The organism is Chromobacterium rhizoryzae, assembly GCF_020544465.1.
Lineage (GTDB): Bacteria > Pseudomonadota > Gammaproteobacteria > Burkholderiales > Chromobacteriaceae > Chromobacterium.
Map to the genome: position 1 here is coordinate 4,106,549 of NZ_CP066126.1, position 23,767 is coordinate 4,130,315.

Sequence of the window (23,767 nt, forward strand, 5' to 3'; positions counted from 1 at the left end):
GTGGACAGGCCTTAAATCACGGTGAGCGATTGACGCACGACTTGCAGGCACAGCTCCATCGCGCGTTCCGGCAGCAGGCCGATGAAAAGCAAGGCCAGCGCGTTCAGCGACAGCACCAGTTTCATGTCGCCGCGCACCACGATGTCGCTGCGGTCTTCGGCGTCGTCGAAGTACATCGCCTTCACCACGCGCAGGTAGTAGAACGCGCCGATCACCGACATCAGCACCGCGAAGATGGCCAGCTTGATCATGCCGATGTCAACGATGGCCTTGATCACCGCGAACTTGGCGTAGAAGCCCACCAGCGGCGGGATGCCCGCCATGGAGAACATGGTCAGCAGCATCAGCAGCGCATACCAGCTGTTGCGGCTGTTCAGGCCCTTCAGATCGTCGACCTTCTCGCATTCGAAACCGGCGCGGGACAGCGCCAGCAGCATGCCGAAGCTGACCAGCGACATCAGCACATAGCTCAGCGCGTAGAACAGCGCCGCCGAGTAGCCGACCTTGGTGCCGGCCAGCACGCCCAGGAGCAGGAAGCCCATGTGCGAGATCGTCGAATAGGCCAGCATCCGTTTGATATTGGTCTGCACGATGGCGGTGATGTTGCCGATGGCCATGGACAGCGCGGCCACGATCACCAGCATCTGCTGCCAGTCCGCCACCAGCGCGTCCAGGCCCTGGGCCAGGATGCGCAGCGTGAACACGAAGGCCGCCAGCTTGGGCGCCGCGCCCACCATCAGCGTCACCGAAGTCGGCGCGCCGTGGTAAACGTCCGGCACCCACATATGGAACGGCACCGCGCCCAGCTTAAAGGACAAGCCGGCCACGATGAAGACGAGGCCGAAGACCAGCAACACGTCGTTGGCCTTGTGCGCGGCGATGGACTTGGCGACCGTCGCCAGTTCCAGCGAGCCGGTGGCGCCGTAAACCATGGAGATGCCGTAGAGCAGCAGGCCGGAGGCCAACGCGCCCAGCACGAAGTACTTCATCGCCGCCTCGGTGGCCTGCACCGAATCGCGCTGCAGCGCGATCAGCGAGTACAAGGCCAGCGACAGCAGTTCCAGACCCATGTACAAGGTCAGGAAGTGCGAGGCCGACACCATCAGGTTCATGCCCAAGAGCGCGAACAGGGCCAGCGAGAAGTACTCGCCCTTGAACAGCTGACGGTCGGCGGTGTACTGCCGGCTGTAGATCAGCACGATGGCGGTGACCGCGTACATGGCCAGCTTGACCACGCCGCCCATCGGATCGGCGACGAACATGCCGGAGAAAGTGACCACCGGCTGCGTGGTGAAAGTCATCACCTGCGCCACTGCCGCGCCCAACAGGCTCAGCAGGGTCAGGCCCAGGGTGATGCCGCGCTTTTCGTCCGAAACGAACAGGTCCGCCATCAGCACGAACAGAATCGCGCCGGCGAGGAACATCTCGGGAATTGCCGGTATCAGGTTGAGATCAGCCCAATTCATTGTTTCCATTCCTTCCGCGCTTACAGCTTGCTCTGCGAGACATGCAGGATCAGGTCATTGACCGACAGGTGCATTTTCTCGACGAAGGCTTGCGGATACAGGCCCATGCCCAGCACCGCGATGGCCAGGATGGCCAGCACCAGGAACTCGCGCTTGTTGACGTCGGACAGCTCGGCCACATGGCTGTTGCCCACCTCGCCGAAGATCACGCGCTTGTACATCCACAAGGTGTAAGCGGCGCCGAAGATCAGCGTGGTGGCGGCCAATACCGCGTACCAGAAGTTCACCTGCACCGCGCCCATGATCACCATGAACTCGCCGACGAAGCCGGAAGTGGCCGGCAGGCCGGAGTTGGCCATCGCGAACAGCATCATGAAGGCGGCGAAGATGGGCATCTTGTTGGCCACGCCGCCGTAGTCGGCGATGTTGCGGCTGTGCACGCGGTCGTACATCACGCCGATGCAGAAGAACATCGCGGCGGAGACGAAGCCGTGGGACACCATCTGCACCAACGCGCCTTCAACCGCCCACTGGTTCAGTTCGGAACCGGTGAACAGGAACAGGCCCAGGGTGACGAAGCCCATGTGCGAGATGGAGGAATAAGCCACCAGCTTTTTCATGTCGGACTGCACCAGCGCCACCAGGCCGATGTAGACCACTGCCACCAGCGACAGCGCCACCATCACGCCGGACAGCTCGCGCGCGGCGTCAGGCAGGATGGGCAGCACGAACCGCAGGAAGCCGTAAGCGCCGATCTTCAGCGTGATCGCGGCCAGCACCATGGAGCCGCCGGTCGGCGCTTCCACGTGGGCGTCCGGCAGCCAGGTGTGCACCGGCCACATCGGCACCTTCACCGCGAAGGACAGGAAGAAGGCGACGAACAGCAGAATCTGCACCGTCAGCGGGATCTTGGCGATGTCGTGGAAAGCCTGGATGTCGAAGGACTTGCCGGCCTGGAAGTACAGGTAGATCAAGGCCACCAGCATCAGCAGCGAGCCGAGCAAGGTGTAGAGGAAGAACTTGATCGACGCGTACACGCGACGCGGGCCGCCCCAGACGCCGATGATCAGATACATCGGAATCAGCATGCCTTCGAAGAAGACATAGAACAGGATGGCGTCCAGCGCGGCGAAGGCGCCGTTGATCAGGCCGGACATGATCAGGAAGGCGGCCATGTACTGCGACACGCGCTTCTGGATCACCTGCCAGCCGGCCACCACCACCAGCAAGGTGGTGAAGCTGTTGAGCACCACGAACAGCATCGAGATGCCGTCCACGCCCAGGTGATAGTTGATGCCGAGGGATTCGATCCACGGCTTCATCTCGACGAACTGCATGCCGCCGCTGAGGTTGTTGAACTCGGTGAACAGCGGCAGCGACAGCAGGAAGCCCGCCAGGGCTCCCGCCGCGGCCAGCCAGCGCGCCAGCGACGCGCGCTGATCGCCCCCCGTAGCCAGCACCAGCAACCCGGCCGCGATAGGGGTCCAGATCACCAGAGACAATAGATTTGTGAACATAGTCAAACCCAAGTTGTTATTCCAATCCCGGAGCCCGGGCTCAACGCCAGATCAGTTGCCAGAACCACATCGTCATCAGCGCCAGCACCCCGATGATCATCGCGGTGGCGTAGCTGTAGATGAAACCGGTCTGAGCGCGGCGGATGAAGCCGGAGAAAGTCGCCACCAGCTTGGCGGTGCCGTTCACCAACAGGCCGTCGATCAGCAACATGTCGCCCACCTTCCAGAAGAAGGTGCCCAGAGCGCGCGAGCCCTTGGCGAACACGGCGAAATAGATCTCGTCCAGGTAATACTTGTTTTCCAGGATCTTGTTCACCAGGCTGAACTTCTGCTTGATGGCGGCCGGAATCTGCGGCGCCTTCATGTAGAAGAACCAGGCGGTGGCCACGCCGGCCAAGGCCAGCCACAGCGGCAGCGTGCTCAAGGAATGCACGCCCATGGCGGCGGCGCCGTGGAACTCGCGGGCGATCTCTTCCATCGCCGGATGCAGTTCGTGGTTGACGGCAATCACACCCTTGAAGAAGTCGCCGTACAGCAGCGGCTCGATCGCGAAGTAACCGACCAGCACCGACGGAATCGCCAGCAGCACCAGCGGCAGGGTCACCACCCACGGGGACTCGTGCGGCTTGTCGTTCGGACCCAGACCATGGTGATGGTCGTGATCGTCATGGCCGTGATCGTGATGATCGTCCTTCTTCTCCATCCAGCGTTCCTTGCCGTGGAAAACCAGGAAGTACATGCGGAAGGAGTAGAAGGCGGTGACGAACACGCCGGCGATCACCGCGAAGTAGGCGAAACCGGCCGCGGACAGATTGGACGCGTGCACCGCCTCGATGATGGAGTCCTTGGAGTAGAAGCCGGAGAAGAACGGCGTGCCGATCAAGGCCAGCGAACCCAAGAGCGAAGTCAGCCAGGTGATGGGCATGTACTTGCGCAGGCCGCCCATATTGCGCATGTCCTGATCGTGATGCATGCCGATGATCACCGAGCCCGCCGCCAGGAACAGCAGCGCCTTGAAGAAGGCGTGGGTCATCACATGGAACATCGCCACCGAGTAGGCCGAGGCGCCCAGCGCCACGGTCATATAGCCCAGCTGCGACAGCGTGGAGTAAGCCACCACGCGCTTGATGTCGTTCTGGACCACGCCGAGGAAGCCCATGAACAGCGCGGTGATGGAACCGGCGACCATGATCACGTTCAGCGCGGTGTCGGACAGTTCGAACAGCGGGCTCATACGCGACACCATGAAGATGCCGGCGGTCACCATCGTGGCCGCGTGGATCAGCGCCGAAATCGGCGTCGGGCCTTCCATCGAGTCCGGCAGCCAGACGTGCAGCGGGAACTGCGCCGATTTGCCCATCGCGCCGATGAACAGCAGGATGCAGGTCACGCTCAGCAGCGACCATTCGGTGCCCGGAATCAGGCTGATGGTCTTGTTCGCCAGCGCCGGAGCGGCGGCGAACACATCGCTGTAGTTCAGCGAGCCGCCGAAGTAGGCCAGCACCAGGCCGATGCCCAGCAGAAAGCCGAAGTCGCCGACGCGGTTGACCAGGAAAGCCTTCAGGTTGGCGTAGATCGCGGTCGGACGCTTGAACCAGAAGCCGATCAGCAGATAGGACACCAGGCCCACCGCTTCCCAACCGAAGAACAGCTGGATGAAGTTGTTGCTCATCACCAGCATCAGCATCGAGAAGGTAAACAGCGAGATATAGCTGAAGAAACGCTGATAGCCCGGGTCTTCCTGCATGTAGCCGATGGTGTAAATGTGCACCATCAGCGACACGCTGGTCACCACCACCAGCATCATCGCGGTCAGCGAATCCACCAGGAAGCCTACGGAGAATTCGTAGCCTCCCACCGTCAGCCAGGTGTAAACCGGACCGTTGAACACTTCAGCCTGCCCGGTCAGGAAGGCGTGAAGCACCTTGAGCGACAGCGCGGCGGACAGCGCCACGCCGGCTATCGTCACGACGTGCGAAGCGCGCCGGCCGATGGCCCATCCAAATAGGCCTGCAATGATGGAACCCGCCAGCGGGGCGAGTGCAATCAGCAGGTATAAGCTCTTCATATCCATGCTTGTGTGCTTTGTGTAGGTTCCGGTTTGCCTTAGCCTTTGAGGCTGCCCAAGTCTTCAACGTTGATGGTGCGCAGATTGCGGAACAGCACCACCAGGATGGCGAGACCGATCGCGGCTTCGGCCGCGGCCACCGTCAGGATGAAGAATACGAAGATCTGGCCCGCCGTATCCGACAGGTAATGCGAGAACGCGATGAAATTGAAGTTCACCGCGAGCAGCATCAGCTCGATGGCCATCAGCAGCACGATCAGATTTTTCCGGTTCAGGAAAACGCCCAGCACGCCGATGGCAAACAGGATTGCGGCCAGCACCAGGAAGTGAGTCAGTGTCAGCACATTTCCTCCCTTATGTTGATTGGCCGTCAGGCCTGTTGCTTACCGGATTCGGCCTCGGAGGCCTCCTCCACCGTGGATTCTTCAGCAGGCTGTTCGGCCTGCATCTTCACCAGACGCACGCGGTCGTTGCGCTTGACCTTGACCTGCAGCGCCGGATCGATAGCTTTGGTGTCCTTGCGGCTGCGCATGGTCAGACCGATGGCGGCCACCATGGCCAGCAGCAGCACCACCGCCGCCACTTCGAAAGGCAGCAGATAGGTGGTGTACAGCTGGCGACCCAGCACTTTGACGTTGCTGAAGTCCGCCGCCAGCGGCGCGGCCGCCTGGTAGGCGTCCAGCCGCGCGCTGGGGCTGGCCAGAATCATCGCCATTTCAAACACCATGATGATGCCGACGGCGGCGGCGACCGGAAGATTCCTCCAGAAGCCCTCGCGCAGTTTCTCGATGTTGATGTCCAGCATCATCACCACGAACAGGAACAGCACCATCACCGCGCCCACATACACCACCACCAGGGTGATGGCCAGGAACTCGGCTTCCATCAGCAGCCACAGGCCGGCGCTGTTGAAGAAGGCCAGCACCAGGAACAAGGCCGCGTGAATCGGGTTCTTGGCCGTCACCACGCGGATGCCCGCGAACACCAGGATGGCGGACAGAACATAGAAGACAAACAGTGTGAAGTTCATGACCCCCCCTTAGCGATACTTGGCGTCGGCCGCCTTGTTGGCGGCGATCTCGGCCTCGTACTTGTCGCCGATCGCCAGCAACATCGGCTTGGTGTAGTACAAGTCGCCACGTTTTTCGCCGTGGTATTCGAAGATGTGGGTTTCCACGATGGCGTCCACCGGACAGGCTTCCTCGCAGAAGCCGCAGAAAATGCACTTGGTCAGATCGATGTCGTAGCGCGTGGTGCGGCGGGTGCCGTCGTCGCGCTGCTCGGACTCGATGCTGATCGCCATCGCCGGGCACACCGCCTCGCACAGTTTGCAGGCGATGCAGCGCTCTTCGCCGTTAGCGTAGCGGCGCTGCGCGTGCAGACCGCGGAAGCGCGGCGAAATCGGCGTCTTCTCTTCAGGGAACTGGACCGTGATCTTGCGGGCGAAGAAGTAGCGGCCAGTGACCATCAGGCCCTTGACCAGCTCCACCAGCAGGAAGGTCTTGAAAAAGTTTCGGATCGAATTCATCTTTTCACCTATCCCCGTCTCAGTGCCACAAGGACAGCGGGGTCATCATCCAGACGCCCACCACCAGGATCCACACCAGGGTCACCGGGATGAACACCTTCCAGCCCAGACGCATGATCTGGTCGTAGCGATAACGCGGGAAGGTGGCGCGGAACCACAGGAAGCAGAACAGCACCATGGCCACTTTAAGCGCCAGCCAGAAGAAGCCGCCCGCGCCCAGAATGCCCCAGGACGCAGGGAACGGCGACAGCCAGCCGCCGAGGAACAGCAGCGCGGTCAGCGCGGCGACCAGGATCATGTTGGCGTATTCGGCCAGGAAGAAGATGGCGAAGGCCATGCCCGAGTACTCGACGTGGAAACCGGCGACGATCTCGGATTCGCCCTCGGCCACGTCGAACGGCGCGCGGTTGGTTTCGGCCACGCCGGAAATCAGGTAGACCACGAACAGCGGGAACAGCGGCAGCCAGTTCCACGACAACACGGAACCGCCGGCCATGCCCTGCCCTTGCTGCTGGACGATCTCCACCAGGTTCAGGCTGCTGGACACCATCAGCACGCCGATCAGCGCGAAGCCCATCGCCAGTTCGTAGGACACGATCTGGGCGGCGGAACGCATGGCGCCGAGGAAGGAGTACTTGGAGTTGCCCGCCCAGCCGGCGATGATCACGCCGTACACGCCCATCGAGGTCAGCGCCAGGATGTAGAGCAGCGAGGCGTTGACGTTGGCCAGCACCAGCTTGTCGGTGAAGGGAATCACCGCCCAGGCCGCCAGCGCCGGAGCGATGGACAGCACCGGGGCCAGCAGGAACAGGCCCTTGCTGGAGTTGGTGGGCAGGATGATTTCCTTCATCAGCAGCTTGACCGCGTCGGCGATCGGCTGCAGCAGGCCCAGCGGGCCTACCCGGTTGGGGCCGATGCGGATCTGCATGAAGCCGATGACCTTGCGCTCGGCATAGGTCAGGTAGGCGACGCACAGCAGCATCGGCAATACGATGGCGATGATCTTCAACAGGGTCCAAACCACGAGCCCCGCGTCAGTGCCAAGAATACCTTGCAAGAACTCCATGCTTTACCCCTGGGTGATCTCGATAGCGTCGAACATGCCGCCCAGCGCCAGCGTGGCCGCGTGAGCGGTGGCGATGCGGACCGTATCCTGCGGCAGGCTGTCGTCGGCGACGATGCGCACGCGCGCCTGGCCGGAACCCTGGCTCAGCAATGCGGTGCTGTCGACGGCGATGCCCAGCTTCTGCAGCAGGCCGCTGTGGGCGGAAGCCACCGGCTCGGCCGCGTCGCGGGTCTGTTGCAGCGACTCGGCGCGGCGGCAGACGGCGTCGGCCTGGTACAGCGGCACTTCGCCGATGCGCGCCACGCCGGCGGCCGCAGAGGCCGCGACGTTCAGCTGGCTCAGCGCATTGTTCAGGCGCGCGGCGATGTCGCCCTTGGCCAGCAGCTCGGCGCGCACTTCCTCGGCGCTGTTGAAGTCGAAGCCGGACAGATTCAGCATATTGCCCAGTACGCGCAGCACTTTCCAGGCCGGGCGGGCTTCGCCCAGCGGACGCACCACGCCGTTGAAGCTCTGCAGCTTGCCTTCCATATTGACGAAGGAGCCGGCGGTCTCGGAGAACGGCGCGATCGGCAGCAGCACGTCGGCGTAATCCAGCAGGCCCTGGCCCTTGAACGCGGTCAGCGCGATCACGGTGGCGGCCTGCTTCATCGCGGCGACGGCGGCTTGCGGGTTGTAGCTGTCGAACTCGACTTCGGTGTTCAGCAGCACGTAAGCCTTCTTCGGCTGGGCGATCATCGCGGCGGCGTTGGCGCCCGCGCCTTGCGGCAGCGCGCCCGCCAGTTCAGCGCCCACGCTGTTGGCGGCCTCGGACAGCACGCCGAAGCGGGCACCGCTCAGGCGAGCGATCTCCTGCGCCACGGCCAGCAGTTGGCTGAACGCCGGATGGTGTTGCGCCACGTTGCCCAGCACCACGGCGGCGGTTTCCGCGCCGCTCAGGCTCTCGGCGATACGGCGCGCCTCGGCGGACACTTGCACCGCGGACAGATCGACGGCGGTTTCGCCGCCCTTGATCTCGGCCACGGCCTTCAGCACCTGGGCGAAGCCGTTGACCAGCGCCAGCGGCGATACGATCAGCTTGGCGTTGATCTTGATCAGCAGCTCGTCGTCGGCGACATGGATAATGTTAAGCTCGCTGCCTTTCTTGGCCGCGGTGCGCAGACGCGAGGTCAGCAGCGGCTGTTCCTTGCGCAGCGTGGAGCCGACCACCAGCACCGACTTGGCCGCGACCAGATCGGCAATGCCGGAACCCAGCCACTCGGCGCCCTGCTTGGCCGCGTCGGCGGCGAAGTCGCTGCGGCGCAGACGGTAATCAATGCTTTCCACGCCGAAGGCGCGCGCCAGCTTTTGCGCCAGATGCAGTTCTTCGGTGGTGGAGTGCGGGCTGGTCAGGAAGCCGATGGCGTCCTTGCCGTGATCGGCGGACACGCCGTTCAAGCCCTTCACCACGTAATTCAACGCGGTTTCCCAGTCGGTCTCGTGCCACTGGCCGTCGAACTTGATCATCGGCTGCTTCAGACGCTCGGCCGAGTTCAAGCCCTCGTAGGAGAAGCGGTCGCGGTCGGCGATCCAGCACTCGTTGATGGCCTCGTTTTCCAGCGGCAGCACGCGCATCACTTCATTGCTCTTGACCTGAACGATCAGGTTGGAGCCCAGGCCGTCGTGCGGGCTGACCGATTTGCGGCGCGACAGCTCCCAGGCGCGGGTGCTGTAGCGGAACGGCTTGGAGGTCAGCGCGCCCACCGGGCACAGATCGATGACGTTGCCGGAGATTTCCGAATCCACGGTCTTGCCGAGGAAGGGCAGAATCTCGGAGAACTCGCCGCGATGAGCCATGCCGATTTCCTGGAAGCCGCCGACTTCCTCGGTAAAGCGCACGCAACGGGTGCAGTGAATGCAGCGCGACATTTCTTCCGCCGAGACCAGCGGGCCCATGTCCTTGCCCACCACCACGCGCTTTTCTTCCTGATAGCGCGAGGAGGAGTTGCCGTAGCCCACGGCCAGATCCTGCAACTGGCATTCGCCGCCCTGGTCGCAGATCGGGCAATCCAGCGGATGGTTGATCAGCAGGAATTCCATCACGCCGGCCTGGGCCTTCTTGGCCATGTCGGAGTGGGTATGGACCTTCATGCCGTCGGTCACCGGGGTGGCACAAGCCGGCAGCGGCTTGGGCGCTTTTTCCACTTCCACCAGACACATGCGGCAGTTGGCCGCGATGGACAGCTTCTTGTGGTAGCAGAAGTGCGGAATGTACGTGCCCACCGAGTGGGCCGCTTCCATGACGGTGCTGCCTTGCGGGACCGTCAGTTTTTTTCCGTCGATTTCGATTTCAAGCATCGCTCAACACCATTTGTGGTCCACCAAGGTCTTTCCGTGTTCGATCGCGTACTCGAACTCGTGACGGAAATGCTTGGTGAAACTGCGAACCGGGAACACGGCGGCGTCGGCCAGCGCACAGATGGTGCGGCCCGCCATATTGTTGCCCACGGAATCCAGAAGCTCCAGATCGCCCGGACGGCCCTGGCCGTTGGCGATGCGATGGATCACGCGGTACAGCCAGCCGGTGCCTTCGCGGCACGGCGTGCACTGGCCGCAGGATTCTTCATGGTAGAAGTAGGCCAGACGCTCCAGCGCCTTGATCATGCACACGTCTTCGTTCATCACGATGACAGCGCCGGAACCCAGCATCGAGCCGGCTTTGGCGATGCTGTCGTAGTCCATTGTGCACTGCATCATGACGTCGGCGGGCAGGATGGGCGCGGACGAGCCGCCCGGGATCACCGCCTTGAGCTTTTTGCCGTCGCGCATGCCGCCGGCCATTTCCAGCAGTTCGGAGAACGGGGTGCCCAGCGGGATTTCGTAGTTGCCCGGACGGTTCACGTGGCCGGACACCGAGAACAGCTTGGTGCCGCCGTTGTTCGGCTTGCCCTTTTCCAGGAAGGGCTGCGCGCCGTCGCGGATGATGAAGGGCACCGAGGCGAACGATTCGGTGTTGTTGATGGTGGTCGGCTTGCCGTACAGGCCGAAGCTGGCCGGGAACGGCGGCTTGAAGCGCGGTTGACCCTTCTTGCCTTCCAGCGATTCCAGCAGCGCGGTTTCCTCGCCGCAGATGTAGGCGCCGTAGCCGTGATGGGCGAACAGGTCGAAGTTGAAGCCGGAACCCAGGATGTTCTCGCCGAGGAGGCCCGCCTTGCGCGCTTCGTCCAGCGCTTCTTCGAAACGCTCGTACTCGGCGAAGATTTCACCGTGGATGTAGTTGTAGCCGGCCTTGGTGCCCATCGCGTAACCGGCGATGATCATGCCTTCGATCAGCGAATGCGGATTGAAGCGCAGGATGTCGCGGTCCTTGAAAGTGCCCGGTTCGCCCTCGTCGGTGTTGCACACCACGTATTTGTCGCCCGGGAAGGAGCGCGGCATGAAGCTCCACTTCAGGCCGGTGGGGAAACCCGCGCCGCCGCGGCCGCGCAGGCCGGAGTTCTTCACTTCGGCGATCACGTCTTCCTGGGCCATCTTGCTGTCCAGGATGCGGCGCAGCGCCTGGTAGCCTCCGCGCGCCTCGTAGGCGCTCAGTTGCCAGCAATGGGGGTCGGAAGTGTCGACGCCATCGAAAATCACGCCATTGACGAAGATTGCCATTATTTCAGCTCCGCCAGTTTCTTATCGATTGCTTCGGGCGTCATGAAGCTGCACATCTTGTGGTTGTTGACCAGCAAGACCGGCGCGTCGCCACAGGCGCCCATGCACTCCCCTTCCAGCAAGGTGTACTTGCCGTCGGCGCTGGTTTCGCCGATGGCGACGCCCAGCTTCTTGGAGATGTACTCGGCGGCGTTGACGCCGCCGGACAAGGCACAGGGCAGGTTGGTGCAGACAGTGATCTTGTACTGCCCAACCGGCTTCATGTCGTACATATTGTAAAAGGTGGCGACTTCGTACGCGGCTACCGGCGGGATCTGCAGGTAGTTGGCGACGAACTCGATCACCTCGGTATTCAGGCAACGCTCCTCCGGAGCGGAGCCCGCTTCGCGACGTTCAGTCAGCGCGATGCGCAAGGCGCCCATCACCGCGGACCGTTTCTGGTCGGCGGGATATTTGGCGACTTCGCGATCGATTTTGGCTAGCGATTCAGCGGACAGCATCAGCGGTCAATCTCCCCAAACACGATATCCTGCGTACCGATGATGGCCACCACGTCGGCGATCATATGGCCCTTGGCCATCTCGTCCAGCGCCGCCAGGTGGGCGTAGCCGGGCGCGCGGATCTTCAGGCGGTACGGCTTGTTGGCGCCGTCGGACACCAGGTAGACGCCGAACTCGCCTTTCGGGTGCTCGGTGCCCACATAAGCCTCGCCCTCCGGCACGTGCATGCCTTCGGTAAACAGTTTGAAGTGGTGGATCAGGTCTTCCATATTGGCCTTCATGCCTTCGCGCGAAGGCGGCGCCACTTTATGGTTGTCGGTGATCACCGGGCCCGGGTTCTTGCGCAGCCATTCCACGCACTGGCGGATGATGCGGTTGGACTGACGCATTTCCTCGACGCGCACCAGGTAGCGGTCGTAGCAATCGCCGTTGACGCCCACCGGGATATCGAAATCCAGCTTGGAATACACATCGTAGGGCTGCTTCTTGCGCAAATCCCAGGCAATGCCGGAGCCGCGCAGCATCGGGCCGGTCAGGCCCAGGTTCAGCGCGCGCTCGGGCGTCACCACGCCGATGCCGACGGTGCGCTGTTTCCAGATGCGGTTGTCGGTCAGCAGGGTCTCGTACTCGTCCACATAGCCCGGGAAGCGCTGGGTGAACTCGTCGATGAAGTCCAGCAGCGAACCCTGGCGGCCTTCGTTGCGGCGGGCCAGTTCGCGGGCGTTCTTGATCTTGGAGACGGTGTACTGCGGCATGCTGTCCGGCAGATCGCGATACACGCCGCCGGGACGGAAGTAAGCCGCGTGCAGACGCGCGCCGGACACCGCCTCATAGCAGTCCATCAGGTCTTCGCGTTCGCGGAAGGCGTACAGGAACACGGTCATCGCGCCGATGTCGAGGCCGTGCGCGCCAATCCACAGCAAGTGGTTCAGCAGACGGGTGATCTCGGCGAACATCACGCGGATGTATTGCGCGCGTTCCGGCACGTCGATGCCCAGCAGCTTCTCGATGGACAGGCAGTAAGCGTGCTCGTTGCACATCATGGACACGTAGTCGAGACGGTCCATATAAGGCAGCGACTGGATGAAGGTCTTGCTCTCGGCCAGCTTCTCGGTGCCGCGGTGCAGCAGGCCGATGTGCGGGTCGGCGCGCTGGACGACTTCGCCGTCCAGTTCCAGCACCAGGCGCAACACGCCGTGCGCGGCCGGGTGCTGCGGGCCGAAGTTGAGGGTGTAGTTACGGATTTCAGCCACCGTAGTTCTCCTCGCGAATGATGCGCGGCGTGATTTCGCGCGGCTCGATGGTCACCGGCTGATAGATCACGCGCTGTTGTGTCGGGTCGTAACGCATTTCCACGTGACCGGACAGCGGGAAGTCCTTGCGGAACGGATGGCCGACGAAACCGTAGTCGGTCAGGATGCGGCGCAGGTCGGGGTGGCCGTCGAAAACGATGCCGAACAGGTCGAACGCTTCGCGCTCGAACCAGTTGACGCCGCTCCAGACGCCGACGACCGAGTCGACCACCGGGAAGGCGTCGTCTTCGGCGAACACGCGCAGGCGGACGCGCTGATTGTGCTTGACCGACAACAGGTGGTAGACAACGGCGAAGCGCGGACCGTCCCATACCTCGTCGCGGTATGCGCTGTAGTCCACGCCGCACAAATCGATGCATTGCTCAAAAGACAGGTCGGCGTGATCGCGCAGCGTGGTCGCCACGGCGATCAGATCCGCCGCCTTGCATACAATGGTCAGCTCTTCCAGAGCCAGCGTGCTTTGCACGAGCTTGTCGCCCAGCGCCTGCTGCACAGCCGACCCTAACGCTTCCATTTTCTTGGAGGCCATAAGTTTCTACCTTAGCGGGCGATGGTGTTGGTGCGTTTGATCTTGTTCTGCAGCTGAATGATGCCGTACAGCAAGGCCTCTGCAGTTGGCGGACAGCCGGGCACGTAGACGTCGACCGGCACGATGCGATCGCAGCCGCGCACGACTGAATAGGAATAATGATAATAGCCGCCGCCGTTGGCACAGGACCCCATCGAGATCACCCAGCGCGGCTCGGCCATCTGGTCGTAAACCTTGCGCAGGGCCGGAGCCATCTTGTTGCACAGCGTGCCGGCCACGATCATCAGATCGGACTGGCGCGGGCTGGGACGGAACACGATGCCGAAACGGTCCAGGTCGTAGCGCGCCGCGCCGGCGTGCATCATCTCGACCGCGCAACAGGCCAGACCAAAGGTCATCGGCCACAGCGAACCGGTTCGGGTGTAATTGATGAGCTTGTCAGCCGTCGTGGTGACAAACCCCTTCTCCAGAATACCTTCTACTCCCATTCCAGAGCTCCTTTTTTCCACATGTAGACGAAGCCCAGGGTCAATACACCCAGGAACTCCACCATGACGCCCAGACCATAGGTCCCCAGCTCCTTCAACACCACCGCCCACGGCAGCAGGAAGGCGACCTCGAGGTCGAACAGGATGAAGAGGATGGCTATCAGATAATAGCGGACGTCAAACTTCATGCGGGCATCTTCGAAAGCCTCGAAGCCGCACTCATACGGAGACAGTTTCTCAGGATCGGGACGGTTGGGAGCCAGCAGTTTGCCCAATAAAATAGGGCCTACGCCGACCAACAGTCCGACCATGACAAACAGCAGAATGGGAAAGTAATTTTGCAGCATTTCCCGTACACCCCCACAAAAAAGGGGGTTACCCCCCTTGGCTCCAAATAAAACAGGCCACCGGAGTCCCGGTGGCCTGTTTTTGAATGGTGGTGCCGACAGTGAGACTCGAACTCACACAGCTTTCGCCACTACCCCCTCAAGATAGCGTGTCTACCAATTTCACCATGTCGGCACAGCAAGCTTTAATTGTTACTCCGGTATTTTCGATGTCGTACCCGAAGCTTTATCGCTAGGCACACCGGCCGGGATTTGCGGTGCAACCTGTTCAACCTTGGTCCCCATTACGCCCAAATCGCTTTTTCCGCCCCCAGACAGAAAAACCAGAGCAAGGGAAGTCGAGAAGAACACGGCCGCTGCGACAGCGGTTGTCCTACTCAAGAAATTCGCAGAACCAGACGCGCCGAACAAGCTACCGGAAGAGCCGCTACCGAAAGCCGCCCCCATGTCCGCGCCTTTGCCGTGCTGCATCAAAACCAGCACGATAATAGTCCCTGCAGACAGGATATTTACAATCCAGATAAGCGTCTTAATAAGTTCCATACTATATCAATTTTCCTGCGGCTTGGCAAATTGCCCTGAATGAACCGGCGTCCAGAGATGCCCCTCCAACAAGGGCTCCGTCGACATTTTCAGTCGCCAGAATCGCTTCGGCATTCTCTGCCTTGACACTGCCGCCGTAGAGGACGCGAATATTATCGGAGGCCTTGACGTTTTGCAAGCACCAATTTTTGATCGCGCCGTGGATTTCGGCGATTTGCGCCAGCGTCGCCACCTTGCCGGTGCCGATGGCCCAGACCGGTTCATAAGCCACAACGTATTCACCATGGTCTATCTCGGACAGAAGCGCAAGCTGATCTCTAATCACCTCCAACTGACGGCCCGCCTCGCGCTCGTCCAGCGTTTCCCCGACGCACAACACCGGCACCAGGCCGGCGGCGATGGCGGCGCGCATCTTCTTCAGTAGAACCGCGTTGCTCTCGCCAAAGTACTGGCGGCGCTCCGAGTGGCCCACCAGGGTGTAAGCGCAGCCGATGTCGGCCAGCATCGCGGCGCTGGTCTCGCCGGTGAAGGCGCCGTCCTGATCGAAGGCGCTGACGTCTTGCGCGCACAAGCGCAAGGCCTGACCGCGCAGCCGCTCGCCCAGGCCGGCCAGGTAGATCGCCGGCGCGGCCACGCCGATCCAGTCGCGGTTGCTCGTCTCGTCCGCCAGCAGCGCCTGCAGCAGCGTCTGCGCGCTGTCGGCGCGGGTATTCATCTTCCAGTTGCCAATCACCAGCTTGCCGGCCATCTCCGCCTCCCGCGATTCTTAAATATCCGCCGATTATATCCGCAGCCGCCATCTTGGCTCAAACCGGCATCCGGCTGATGTTGATTGTCCGCAAACGAAGCCGTTTCGACGACTTGTAATATTCCTGAAAAATTTCAGCCTTAGCATGCGCCCATCACCACGCACCTCATCCATTCTCAGGAGTAGGCATGAAACAGTCTGTTCGTCTGGCCGCATCGTTTGTACTGGGTTCCGTCTGCCTGTCCGGCGCGGCCGTGGCCGCCGACATCACCGGCGCGGGCGCCACCTTCCCGTACCCGCTGTACGCCAAATGGGCCGCCGCCTACAAGGCCGGCACCAATAATAATCTGAACTATCAATCCATCGGTTCCGGCGGCGGCATCAAGCAGATCCAGTCCAAGACCGTGGATTTCGGCGCGTCCGATATGCCGCTGAAGCCGGAAGAGCTGGAAAAATCCGGACTGACCCAATTCCCCACCGTGATCGGCGGCGTGGTGCCGGTGCTGAACGTGCCCGGCATCACCCCGGGACAAGTGAAGTTCACCGGCCCGCTGCTGGCCGACATCTACCTGGGCAAGGTGTCCAAGTGGAACGACCCGGCCATCGCCAAGCTGAACCCCGGCGTCAAGCTGCCGGACCTGCGCATCTCCGTGGTGCGTCGCTCCGACGGCTCCGGCACCACTTTCATCTTCACCAACTACCTGTCCAAGGTCTCTCCGGACTGGGCCAAGGAAGTGGGCTCCAACACCGCGGTCAGCTGGAAAGGCAACCCGGTGGGCGGCAAGGGCAATGAGGGCGTGGCCAACTACGTGACCCGCATCAAGGGCGCGATCGGCTACGTGGAATACGCCTACGCCAAGCAGAACAAGCTGGCCTTCGGCCTGATGCAGAACCAGGCCGGCAGCTTCGTCAAGCCGGACGAGTCCAGCTTCAAGGCCGCCGCCGCCAACGCCGACTGGAAAAAAGCGCCGGGCTTCTATCTGCTGCTGACCAACCAGCCGGGCAAGGACAGCTGGCCGATCGCCGGCGCCACCTTCATCCTGATGCACAAGAAACAGGACAAGCCGGCGCAAGGCGGCGAGGTGCTGAAGTTCTTCGACTGGGCTTACAAGAACGGCGACAAGACCGCGCTGGATCTGGACTACATCCCGATGCCGGACGCGATCAAGGGCGTGATCCGCGCCAGCTGGAAGCAAATTGCCGACAACGGCGGCAAGCCGGTGTGGAACTGAGCCGCATACAATGCACGCAAGCGGCCGGGGACGCGCTCCCCGGCTTTTTGTCTGATAAATGAGCATGCATATGCAAAAGTTGAGCAATCCGCAGCAAATCAAAACCCAGTTATTGCTGGACAATCTGTTCCGCTGGGTCACCCGTTTTTTCGCCTTCCTGGTGCTGGCCTTGCTGGTGGGCATCCTGATTTCGCTGTTGATCGGCGCGCTGCCGAGCATCCACGCCTTCGGCTTCAAGTTTCTGGTCACCAGCGACTGGGACCCGGTCAATGAGCGGTTCGGCGCGCTGGTGCCCATCTTCGGCACCCTGGCCACCTCTTTCATCGCCTTGCTGATCGGCGTGCCGGTCAGCTTCGGCATCGCCCTGTTCCTGACCGAGCTGTGCCCCACCTGGCTGAAGCGGCCGCTGGGCATCGCGGTGGAACTGCTGGCCGGCATCCCGTCCATCATCTACGGCATGTGGGGCCTGTTCGTGTTCGCGCCCATCTTCGCCGACCACGTGCAGCCGCTGCTGATCGACACCCTGGGCGAGGTGCCGCTGCTGGGCGTGCTGTTCCAGGGCGCGCCGATGGGCATAGGCATTTTCACCGCCGGCCTGATCCTGGCCATCATGATCATTCCCTTCATCGCCTCGGTGATGCGCGACGTGTTCGAAGTGGTGCCGGTGATGCTGAAGGAGTCCGCCTACGGCCTGGGCTCCACCACCTGGGAAGTGGTGCGCTACGTGGTGCTGCCCTACACCAAGACCGGCGTGGTCGGCGGCATCATGCTGGGCCTGGGCCGCGCGCTGGGCGAGACCATGGCGGTGACCTTCGTCATCGGCAACTCCACCCGTTTCGCCGCCGGCCTGTTCGAGCCGGGCAATTCCATCGCCTCCTCGCTGGCCAATGAGTTCGCCGAGGCCAACGGCGAGCTGTATCTCTCCTCCCTGATTCAACTGGGCCTGATTCTGTTCTTCATCACCTTCGTGGTGCTGGCGTGTTCTAAACTGCTGTTGCTGCGCCTGAAGAAACAGGAAGGTCGTCCTTCCTGAGCATGAGAGACGCTAACCGCATGAGCCAAACCGTTATGACTTCCGCCCTGCGCCCGCCCCAGTCCGCCATCGCCGCCAAAGCCGACAGCAGCGTCTATCGCCGCCGCCGGCTGGTGAACCGCGTCAATATGGGCGCCTCGATGTTCACCATGGCCTTCGGGCTGTTCTGGCTGTTCTGGATTCTGACCACCCTGTTGCAGCACGGCCTGTCCGGGCTCAACTGGGAGGTGTTCACCTCCAGCACCCCGCCGCCGGGCAGCACCGGCGGCCTGGCCAACGCCATTTACGGCAGCCTGATGATGACCGGCTTCGGCACCTTGTTCGGCACGCCGATCGGCATCCTGGCCGGCATCTATCTGGCCGAGTTCGGCCAGCGCGGCTGGCTGGCACCGGCCACCCGCTTCATCAACGACATCCTGCTGTCCGCGCCGTCCATCGTCATCGGCCTGTTCATCTACGAAGTCTACGTGGTGTCGGTCGGCCACTTTTCCGGCTGGGCCGGCTCCTTCGCGCTGGCCATCCTGGTGATTCCGGTGGTGGTGCGCACCACCGAGAACATGCTGCGCCTGGTGCCGGGCAGCCTGCGCGAAGCCGCGTCCGCGCTGGGCGCGCCGCAGTGGAAAGTCACCTTGCACGTCACCCTGCGCTCGGCCAAGGCCGGCGTGCTGACCGGCATCCTGCTGGCGGTGGCGCGCATTTCCGGCGAAACCGCGCCGCTGTTGTTCACCGCGCTGAACAACCAGTTCTTCAACAGCAATATGAACCAGCCGATGGCCAACCTGCCCATCGTAATCTTCCAGTTCGCGATGAGCCCGTACGAAGACTGGCACAAGCTGGCCTGGGCCGGCTCCCTGTTGATCACCTTCAGCGTGCTGACGCTGAATATCGTTGCCCGCTGGATGGGCAGCCAGAAAAACCAATCGCATTAAGGCTTGCAGACCATGGCTGAAATCCACTCCAAGCTTCAGGTCAAGAATCTGAACTTCTTTTACGGCAATTTCCACGCGCTGAAGAACATCCAGCTGGAAATCGCCTCGCGCAAGGTCACCGCCTTCATCGGCCCGTCCGGCTGCGGTAAGTCCACGCTGCTGCGCACCTTCAACCGCATGTACGAGCTCTACCCCGGCCTGCGCGCCGAGGGCGACATCCTGCTGGACGGCCACAACGTCCTGGGCCGCGACGTGGACGTCAACCTGCTGCGCGCCAAGGTGGGCATGGTGTTCCAGAAGCCCACCCCGTTCCCGATGTCCATCTACGACAACATCACCTTCGGCGTGAAGCTCTACGAAAAACTGTCCAAGGGCGAGATGGAGGACCGGGTGGAATGGGCGCTGCGCAAGGCCGCGCTGTGGGACGAGGTCAAGGACAAGCTCAAGCAGTCCGGCAACTCGCTGTCCGGCGGCCAGCAGCAGCGGCTGTGCATCGCGCGCGCGGTGGCGTCCAAGCCGGAAGTGCTGCTGCTGGACGAGCCCACTTCGGCGCTGGACCCGATTTCCACCGCCCACATCGAAGAGCTGATCCATGAGCTCAAAGAGGACTACACCATCGCCATCGTCACCCACAATATGCAGCAGGCGGCGCGGGTGTCGGACTACACCGCCTATATGTATCTGGGCGAGCTGATCGAATTCGGCGACACCGACTCCATCTTCACCACCCCGCAGAAGAAGGCCACCGAGGACTACATCACCGGCAAGTTCGGCTGATTCCGCCCCGGCTCGCAGACCGCCGTCATGACCGTTTCCGGCATGACGGCCGTTGGCGTTTCCACGCGGGCAAAAGCGCATGACGGCGGCAAAAAACGGCCTAAATCCGCCGTTCTCCCCGCCCGGTCTGTCAAGGCGATTCCGCATGCTTTTCCGGCAAATGCGACACCATTTATTTTTTTTTTATAAGTACTTGACGGCATTGGCCTTGGACACAACAATCCCGCCTTTACGATACTGCGTGCACATTTCACCATGTTGGACCTGTTTTCCGGGCTTGAGACCCACGTCGCCATCACCTTGGTGCTTTCCCTGGGCTTCGTGCTCGCCTTTGAGTTCATCAACGGCTTCCATGACACCGCCAACGCGGTGGCAACCGTTATCTATACCCAATCGATGAAACCGCGTCTCGCGGTGTTCTATTCCGGCATTTTCAACTTCCTCGGCGTGATCACCGGCGGCCTCGCCGTCGCCTACGCCATCGTGCACCTGCTGCCGGTGGACCTGCTGATCTCGATCAACACCACCCGCGGCATGGCCATGGTGTTCGCGCTGTTGACCGCCGCCATCGCCTGGAACCTGGGTACCTGGTATTTCGGTCTACCCGCCTCCAGCAGCCACACGCTGATCGGCGCCATTTTGGGCGTGGGCGTGGCCAATAGCCTGATCCACGGCACCTCGCTGTCCCACGGCATCAACTGGAGCAAGGCCATCGACGTCGGCGCCTCGCTGCTGGCCTCGCCCGTGGTGGGCGCCCTGCTCGCCGCGCTGATCGTCATTCTGCTGCGGCGCTACCGGCCGCACAGCAATGTGCACAAAACCCCCTACCAACGCCAGCAAGTGGAAGGCCGCAAGCATCCGCCGTTCTGGACCCGCTTCATGCTGATCGTGTCGTCCATGGGCGTCAGCTTCGCCCACGGCTCCAACGACGGCCAAAAAGGCGTGGGCCTGATCATGCTGGTGCTGATCGGCATCGTGCCGGCCAAATTCGTGCTGGATCTGGACAGCACGCCTTACCAGCTGGACCGCACCCGGGACGCCGCCATTCACCTGCAGAAGTTCTATGAACGCCATCAGGTCGAACTGAGCAAGATCATCGTGCCATCCAAGGGCAGCAGCCAGTACGAGTGCCATCCGCTGGAAACCGGCGACACCGTCAAGCGCCTGCTGAGCACCATGGGCGACGGCGGCGACTACCACGCGCTGAGCTCGGAACAGCGTTGGAACGTGCGTACCGAGCTGCTGTGCCTGGACGACGCCGCCAAGAAGGCCTCCGCGCTGCCCAAGCTGTCCGCCGACGACAAGCAGATGCTGCAGAACCTGCGCAAGGATCTGACCACCACCACCGAATACGCGCCCACCTGGGTGATCGTCGCCGTGGCGCTGTCGCTGGGCATCGGCACCATGGTGGGCTGGCGCCGCGTGGTGAAGACCGTGGGCGAAGGCATAGGCAAGAAGGACATGACTTACGCCCAGGGCGTGTCGGCGCAGATGACCGCCGCCATCTCCATCGGCCTCGCCAGCCAGTTCGGCTTCCCGGTGTCCACCACCCAGGTGCTGTCCAGCGCCGTGGCCGGCACCATGGTGGCGGACAAGGCCGGCCTGCAGATGTCCACCATCCGCTCCATCGCGCTGGCCTGGCTGTTCACCCTGCCGGTGTCCATGCTGCTGGCGGGCGGGCTGTACTACGTGGCCTCGCTCTGGCTGTAATCAAGTCCGGTCACGGTCTTTCAGCCTCTGTTTAAGGCTGCCGGAAAAAAACAAAGCCACCGCATCGCGGTGGCTTTTTCTTTTGGCATTTCCGCCCGGAAAATTTTCGATTGACCTGGGTCAAGCTTTAAGCCCGGATTGCTTGTGCCAATATTTTATAAATTGCTAATATTTGCTCGCTTCATCATGGTTTCTCCTTTGTTGTTTGCAGCAATCCCTTTGCGCCTCAGCCCCCCAGCCGAGGCGCTTTTTTTTTGCCCGATTCATGGCGCACTCAAGCCTTGAGAAACTGCTCGCGCCCCGCCAGCCAACGGTCCAGATGAGCGTCCACCGCCTGCGGATGGCGCTCCAGCAGCAAGGGCGCCAGCTCGCGCGCCGCTTCCAGCAGTTCCAGGTCTTCTTCCAGGTTGGCGAAACGCAGCATGGGCAGGCCGCTCTGACGCGCGCCCAGCAGTTCGCCGGGGCCGCGGATCAGCAAATCCTGGCGCGCGATCTCGAAACCGTCAACATTCTCGTAAATCACTTTCAAGCGCGCCTTGGCCAAGTCCGACAAGGGGTTGTCGAACATCAGTACGCAGACGCTGCGCGCGCTGCCGCGCCCCACCCGGCCGCGCAATTGATGCAACTGGGCCAGGCCCATGCGTTCAGCGTGCTCGATCACCATCAGGCTGGCGTTGGGCACGTCCACGCCCACCTCGATCACCGTGGTGGCCACCAGCACTTGCAGCTCGTTGCGGGCGAAGGCCGCCATCACCGCCGCCTTTTCGTCCGCCTTCATCCGGCCGTGCACCAGGCCCACGCCCAAATGCGGCAGATCGGCGGTCAGTTGCTGGTGGGTGTCCACCGCGGTCTGCAATTGCAGGGTTTCCGATTCTTCGATCAGCGGGCACACCCAATAGGCCTGCTGCCCGTCGGCGCAGGTCTTGGCCACGTGGGCGACGATCTCCTCGCGGCGCGCGCTATTGATCAGCTTGGTGACGATGGGCGTGCGCCCCGGCGGCAATTCGTCTATCACCGACACGTCCAGGTCGGCGTAGAAACTCATCGCCAGCGTGCGCGGAATCGGCGTCGCCGACATCATCAGCTGATGCGGCTCGCCGCCCTTCTCTTTCAGCGCCAGCCGCTGGCCCACGCCGAAGCGATGCTGTTCGTCGACGATGACCAGGCCCAGGCGCTCAAAAGCCACCTCGTCCTGGAACAGCGCGTGAGTGCCCACCGCCAGCCGTGTTTCGCCGCTGGCGATGGCCGCCATCGCCTCCTGTTTCTGCTTCTTGCGCAGGCTGCCGGCCAGCCAGCGCACCGGGACGCCCAGCGGCTCCAGCCAGGCGGACAGCTTGAGGAAATGCTGCTCGGCCAGGATTTCGGTCGGCGCCATCAAGGCCACCTGGTAGCCGGATTCGATCGCGGTCAGCGCCGCCAGGGCCGCGACGATGGTCTTGCCGCTGCCCACGTCGCCCTGCAGCAGCCGGTGCATCGGGTGCGGCTGGGTCAGGTCGGCGCGGACTTCCGCCAGCGCGCGCTGCTGCGCGCCGGTCAGCGTGAACGGCAAGCGCTCGGCCAAGGCCCGGCTCAGCTTGCCGTCGCCGCGCAAGGGCGGCGCGCGGCCCAGCCTGCGCGCGCGATAGGCCAGCCGCATCGACAGCTGCTGCGCCAGCAACTCGTCGAACTTGAGCCGCTGCCAGGCCGGCAGGGCCGGATCGGCCAGCTGGCCGGCGCTGTAGTCCGGCGTCGGCAGGTGCAGCAGGCGGATCGCCTCGGCGAACGGCGTCAGCCGCAGCGGCGCGGCCAATTCCTCCGGCAGCGTCTCGCCCAGCGGCTGGCTGTCCAGCTCGGCGTGGATCAGCTTGCGCAGCGCCGGTTGGGTCAGGCCGTTGACCGTGGGATAGATGGGCGTCAGGCTGTCCGCCAGCGGCGCGCCGTTGCCCACTTCGCGGATCTTGGGATGCACCATCTCGTCGCCGGCGAAGCCGCGGCGGATCTCGCCCAGCGCGCGCACCCGGTTGCCGGTGGTGAATTGCTTGACCTGGTTGGGATAGAAATGAATGAAGCGCAGCACCAGGCTGCCGCTGGCGTCCTCGATGCGCGCCACCAGTTGGCGGCGCGGTCGGAACTGGATCTCATGGGCGATCACCTCGCCCTCCACCAGCACCGCCTGGCCGTAAGGCGCGTCGGCGATGGCGTACAGATGGGTCTCGTCCTCATAGCGCAGCGGCAGATGCAGGACCAGATCGAAACGGCGGCGTATGCCCAGCTTTTCCAGCTTCTTGGCCAGCGCCGGCGCCACGGCCGGCGGCTGATTGGCGGGGTCGATTAGGGAGCTCATCAGCAGCGATTGTACCC

General features: G+C 62.6%; 23 protein-coding genes and 1 tRNA gene. 6 read left to right on the forward strand and 18 right to left on the reverse strand.

Annotated features, from left to right (window positions below):
• Nucleotides 1-11 precede the first annotated feature (11 nt).
• The 17 genes from nuoN to tpiA form a co-directional block, all read right to left on the reverse strand.
• Nucleotides 12-1,466 (reverse strand): NADH-quinone oxidoreductase subunit NuoN, encoded by a 1,455-nt coding sequence (gene nuoN, locus JC616_RS18630; protein WP_227104749.1) that lies wholly within the window; start codon nt 1,464-1,466, stop codon nt 12-14.
• A 20-nt stretch (nt 1,467-1,486) separates the two neighbouring features.
• A complete protein-coding gene (locus JC616_RS18635) occupies nt 1,487-2,983 on the reverse strand; it encodes an NADH-quinone oxidoreductase subunit M (protein ID WP_107800397.1) in 1,497 nt (498 codons plus the stop codon).
• A 40-nt stretch (nt 2,984-3,023) separates the two neighbouring features.
• Nucleotides 3,024-5,057: an NADH-quinone oxidoreductase subunit L gene (gene nuoL / locus JC616_RS18640; protein ID WP_107800398.1), complete on the reverse strand. Its 2,034-nt coding sequence runs from the start codon at nt 5,055-5,057 to the stop codon at nt 3,024-3,026.
• 32 nt (nt 5,058-5,089) lie between these two features.
• A complete protein-coding gene (gene nuoK, locus JC616_RS18645; RefSeq protein WP_019102195.1) occupies nt 5,090-5,395 on the reverse strand; it encodes an NADH-quinone oxidoreductase subunit NuoK in 306 nt (101 codons plus the stop codon).
• 26 nt (nt 5,396-5,421) lie between these two features.
• The gene (locus JC616_RS18650; protein WP_107800399.1) at nt 5,422-6,081 is read right to left on the reverse strand and encodes an NADH-quinone oxidoreductase subunit J; all 660 of its coding nucleotides are present in this window, start codon (nt 6,079-6,081) and stop codon (nt 5,422-5,424) included.
• Nucleotides 6,082-6,090: 9 nt separating this feature from the next.
• Nucleotides 6,091-6,570, reverse strand: coding sequence for an NADH-quinone oxidoreductase subunit NuoI (gene nuoI, locus JC616_RS18655; protein ID WP_196783887.1), 480 nt, complete (start codon nt 6,568-6,570; stop codon nt 6,091-6,093).
• Between the two features lie 28 nt (nt 6,571-6,598).
• The gene (nuoH, locus tag JC616_RS18660) at nt 6,599-7,645 is read right to left on the reverse strand and encodes an NADH-quinone oxidoreductase subunit NuoH (RefSeq protein WP_048413406.1); all 1,047 of its coding nucleotides are present in this window, start codon (nt 7,643-7,645) and stop codon (nt 6,599-6,601) included.
• Between the two features lie 3 nt (nt 7,646-7,648).
• Nucleotides 7,649-9,979, reverse strand: coding sequence for an NADH-quinone oxidoreductase subunit NuoG (gene nuoG, locus JC616_RS18665; protein ID WP_227104750.1), 2,331 nt, complete (start codon nt 9,977-9,979; stop codon nt 7,649-7,651).
• Between the two features lie 3 nt (nt 9,980-9,982).
• Complete coding sequence (nuoF, locus tag JC616_RS18670) at nt 9,983-11,278, reverse strand: NADH-quinone oxidoreductase subunit NuoF (protein WP_107800401.1); 1,296 nt, start codon at nt 11,276-11,278, stop codon at nt 9,983-9,985.
• Entirely contained in the window at nt 11,278-11,778 is a 501-nt protein-coding gene (gene nuoE, locus JC616_RS18675; protein ID WP_107800402.1) for an NADH-quinone oxidoreductase subunit NuoE, read from the reverse strand. The genes nuoF and nuoE overlap by 1 nt, the downstream gene beginning before the upstream one ends.
• A complete protein-coding gene (locus JC616_RS18680; protein ID WP_227104751.1) occupies nt 11,778-13,031 on the reverse strand; it encodes an NADH-quinone oxidoreductase subunit D in 1,254 nt (417 codons plus the stop codon). Before JC616_RS18680 ends, nuoE begins: the two co-directional genes overlap by 1 nt.
• Entirely contained in the window at nt 13,024-13,620 is a 597-nt protein-coding gene (locus JC616_RS18685; RefSeq protein WP_227104752.1) for an NADH-quinone oxidoreductase subunit C, read from the reverse strand. The genes JC616_RS18680 and JC616_RS18685 overlap by 8 nt, the downstream gene beginning before the upstream one ends.
• A gap of 11 nt (nt 13,621-13,631) precedes the next feature.
• Nucleotides 13,632-14,108, reverse strand: coding sequence for a NuoB/complex I 20 kDa subunit family protein (locus JC616_RS18690; RefSeq protein ID WP_019103471.1), 477 nt, complete (start codon nt 14,106-14,108; stop codon nt 13,632-13,634).
• Nucleotides 14,099-14,455: an NADH-quinone oxidoreductase subunit A gene (locus JC616_RS18695; RefSeq protein WP_019103472.1), complete on the reverse strand. Its 357-nt coding sequence runs from the start codon at nt 14,453-14,455 to the stop codon at nt 14,099-14,101. Before JC616_RS18695 ends, JC616_RS18690 begins: the two co-directional genes overlap by 10 nt.
• 90 nt (nt 14,456-14,545) lie before the next feature.
• Nucleotides 14,546-14,630, reverse strand: a tRNA-Leu gene (locus tag JC616_RS18700).
• A 17-nt stretch (nt 14,631-14,647) separates the two neighbouring features.
• Complete coding sequence (gene secG, locus JC616_RS18705) at nt 14,648-14,998, reverse strand: preprotein translocase subunit SecG (protein WP_227104753.1); 351 nt, start codon at nt 14,996-14,998, stop codon at nt 14,648-14,650.
• A 1-nt stretch (nt 14,999) separates the two neighbouring features.
• Entirely contained in the window at nt 15,000-15,746 is a 747-nt protein-coding gene (tpiA, locus tag JC616_RS18710) for a triose-phosphate isomerase (protein ID WP_227104754.1), read from the reverse strand.
• A 188-nt stretch (nt 15,747-15,934) separates the two neighbouring features.
• Between tpiA and pstS the strand changes: the two genes are divergently transcribed.
• The 6 genes from pstS (at nt 15,935) to JC616_RS18740 (ending at nt 21,427) form a co-directional block, all read left to right on the forward strand.
• Nucleotides 15,935-16,978, forward strand: a complete 1,044-nt coding sequence (pstS, locus tag JC616_RS18715; RefSeq protein ID WP_107800407.1) for a phosphate ABC transporter substrate-binding protein PstS — start codon at nt 15,935-15,937, stop codon at nt 16,976-16,978.
• Between the two features lie 70 nt (nt 16,979-17,048).
• Entirely contained in the window at nt 17,049-18,011 is a 963-nt protein-coding gene (gene pstC, locus JC616_RS18720) for a phosphate ABC transporter permease subunit PstC (protein WP_107800408.1), read from the forward strand.
• A 35-nt stretch (nt 18,012-18,046) separates the two neighbouring features.
• Nucleotides 18,047-18,940: a phosphate ABC transporter permease PstA gene (pstA, locus tag JC616_RS18725; RefSeq protein ID WP_227108605.1), complete on the forward strand. Its 894-nt coding sequence runs from the start codon at nt 18,047-18,049 to the stop codon at nt 18,938-18,940.
• Nucleotides 18,941-18,952: 12 nt separating this feature from the next.
• Complete coding sequence (pstB, locus tag JC616_RS18730; RefSeq protein ID WP_043590752.1) at nt 18,953-19,717, forward strand: phosphate ABC transporter ATP-binding protein PstB; 765 nt, start codon at nt 18,953-18,955, stop codon at nt 19,715-19,717.
• Between the two features lie 27 nt (nt 19,718-19,744).
• A complete protein-coding gene (locus JC616_RS18735) occupies nt 19,745-19,906 on the forward strand; it encodes a hypothetical protein (RefSeq protein ID WP_227104755.1) in 162 nt (53 codons plus the stop codon).
• Between the two features lie 66 nt (nt 19,907-19,972).
• Entirely contained in the window at nt 19,973-21,427 is a 1,455-nt protein-coding gene (locus tag JC616_RS18740; RefSeq protein ID WP_107800410.1) for an inorganic phosphate transporter, read from the forward strand.
• Between the two features lie 274 nt (nt 21,428-21,701).
• Here JC616_RS18740 and recG read toward each other — a convergent pair whose 3' ends face one another.
• Nucleotides 21,702-23,750, reverse strand: coding sequence for an ATP-dependent DNA helicase RecG (gene recG / locus JC616_RS18745; protein ID WP_227104757.1), 2,049 nt, complete (start codon nt 23,748-23,750; stop codon nt 21,702-21,704).
• Between the last annotated feature and the right edge of the window lie 17 nt (nt 23,751-23,767).

What these genes read in the sequence shown, in the direction of transcription:
- nuoN (WP_227104749.1), bottom strand. Translation starts at nt 1,466, where the DNA reads ATGAATTGGGCTGATCTCAACCTGATACCGGCAATTCCCGAGATGTTC.
- JC616_RS18635 (WP_107800397.1), bottom strand. Translation starts at nt 2,983, where the DNA reads ATGTTCACAAATCTATTGTCTCTGGTGATCTGGACCCCTATCGCGGCC.
- nuoL (WP_107800398.1), bottom strand. Translation starts at nt 5,057, where the DNA reads ATGGATATGAAGAGCTTATACCTGCTGATTGCACTCGCCCCGCTGGCG.
- JC616_RS18650 (WP_107800399.1), bottom strand. Translation starts at nt 6,081, where the DNA reads ATGAACTTCACACTGTTTGTCTTCTATGTTCTGTCCGCCATCCTGGTG.
- nuoH (WP_048413406.1), bottom strand. Translation starts at nt 7,645, where the DNA reads ATGGAGTTCTTGCAAGGTATTCTTGGCACTGACGCGGGGCTCGTGGTT.
- nuoG (WP_227104750.1), bottom strand. Translation starts at nt 9,979, where the DNA reads ATGCTTGAAATCGAAATCGACGGAAAAAAACTGACGGTCCCGCAAGGC.
- nuoF (WP_107800401.1), bottom strand. Translation starts at nt 11,278, where the DNA reads ATGGCAATCTTCGTCAATGGCGTGATTTTCGATGGCGTCGACACTTCC.
- nuoE (WP_107800402.1), bottom strand. Translation starts at nt 11,778, where the DNA reads ATGCTGTCCGCTGAATCGCTAGCCAAAATCGATCGCGAAGTCGCCAAA.
- JC616_RS18685 (WP_227104752.1), bottom strand. Translation starts at nt 13,620, where the DNA reads ATGGCCTCCAAGAAAATGGAAGCGTTAGGGTCGGCTGTGCAGCAGGCG.
- JC616_RS18690 (WP_019103471.1), bottom strand. Translation starts at nt 14,108, where the DNA reads ATGGGAGTAGAAGGTATTCTGGAGAAGGGGTTTGTCACCACGACGGCT.
- JC616_RS18695 (WP_019103472.1), bottom strand. Translation starts at nt 14,455, where the DNA reads ATGCTGCAAAATTACTTTCCCATTCTGCTGTTTGTCATGGTCGGACTG.
- secG (WP_227104753.1), bottom strand. Translation starts at nt 14,998, where the DNA reads ATGGAACTTATTAAGACGCTTATCTGGATTGTAAATATCCTGTCTGCA.
- tpiA (WP_227104754.1), bottom strand. Translation starts at nt 15,746, where the DNA reads ATGGCCGGCAAGCTGGTGATTGGCAACTGGAAGATGAATACCCGCGCC.
- pstS (WP_107800407.1), top strand. Translation starts at nt 15,935, where the DNA reads ATGAAACAGTCTGTTCGTCTGGCCGCATCGTTTGTACTGGGTTCCGTC.
- pstC (WP_107800408.1), top strand. Translation starts at nt 17,049, where the DNA reads ATGCAAAAGTTGAGCAATCCGCAGCAAATCAAAACCCAGTTATTGCTG.
- pstA (WP_227108605.1), top strand. Translation starts at nt 18,047, where the DNA reads ATGACTTCCGCCCTGCGCCCGCCCCAGTCCGCCATCGCCGCCAAAGCC.
- pstB (WP_043590752.1), top strand. Translation starts at nt 18,953, where the DNA reads ATGGCTGAAATCCACTCCAAGCTTCAGGTCAAGAATCTGAACTTCTTT.
- JC616_RS18735 (WP_227104755.1), top strand. Translation starts at nt 19,745, where the DNA reads ATGACCGTTTCCGGCATGACGGCCGTTGGCGTTTCCACGCGGGCAAAA.
- JC616_RS18740 (WP_107800410.1), top strand. Translation starts at nt 19,973, where the DNA reads ATGTTGGACCTGTTTTCCGGGCTTGAGACCCACGTCGCCATCACCTTG.
- recG (WP_227104757.1), bottom strand. Translation starts at nt 23,750, where the DNA reads ATGAGCTCCCTAATCGACCCCGCCAATCAGCCGCCGGCCGTGGCGCCG.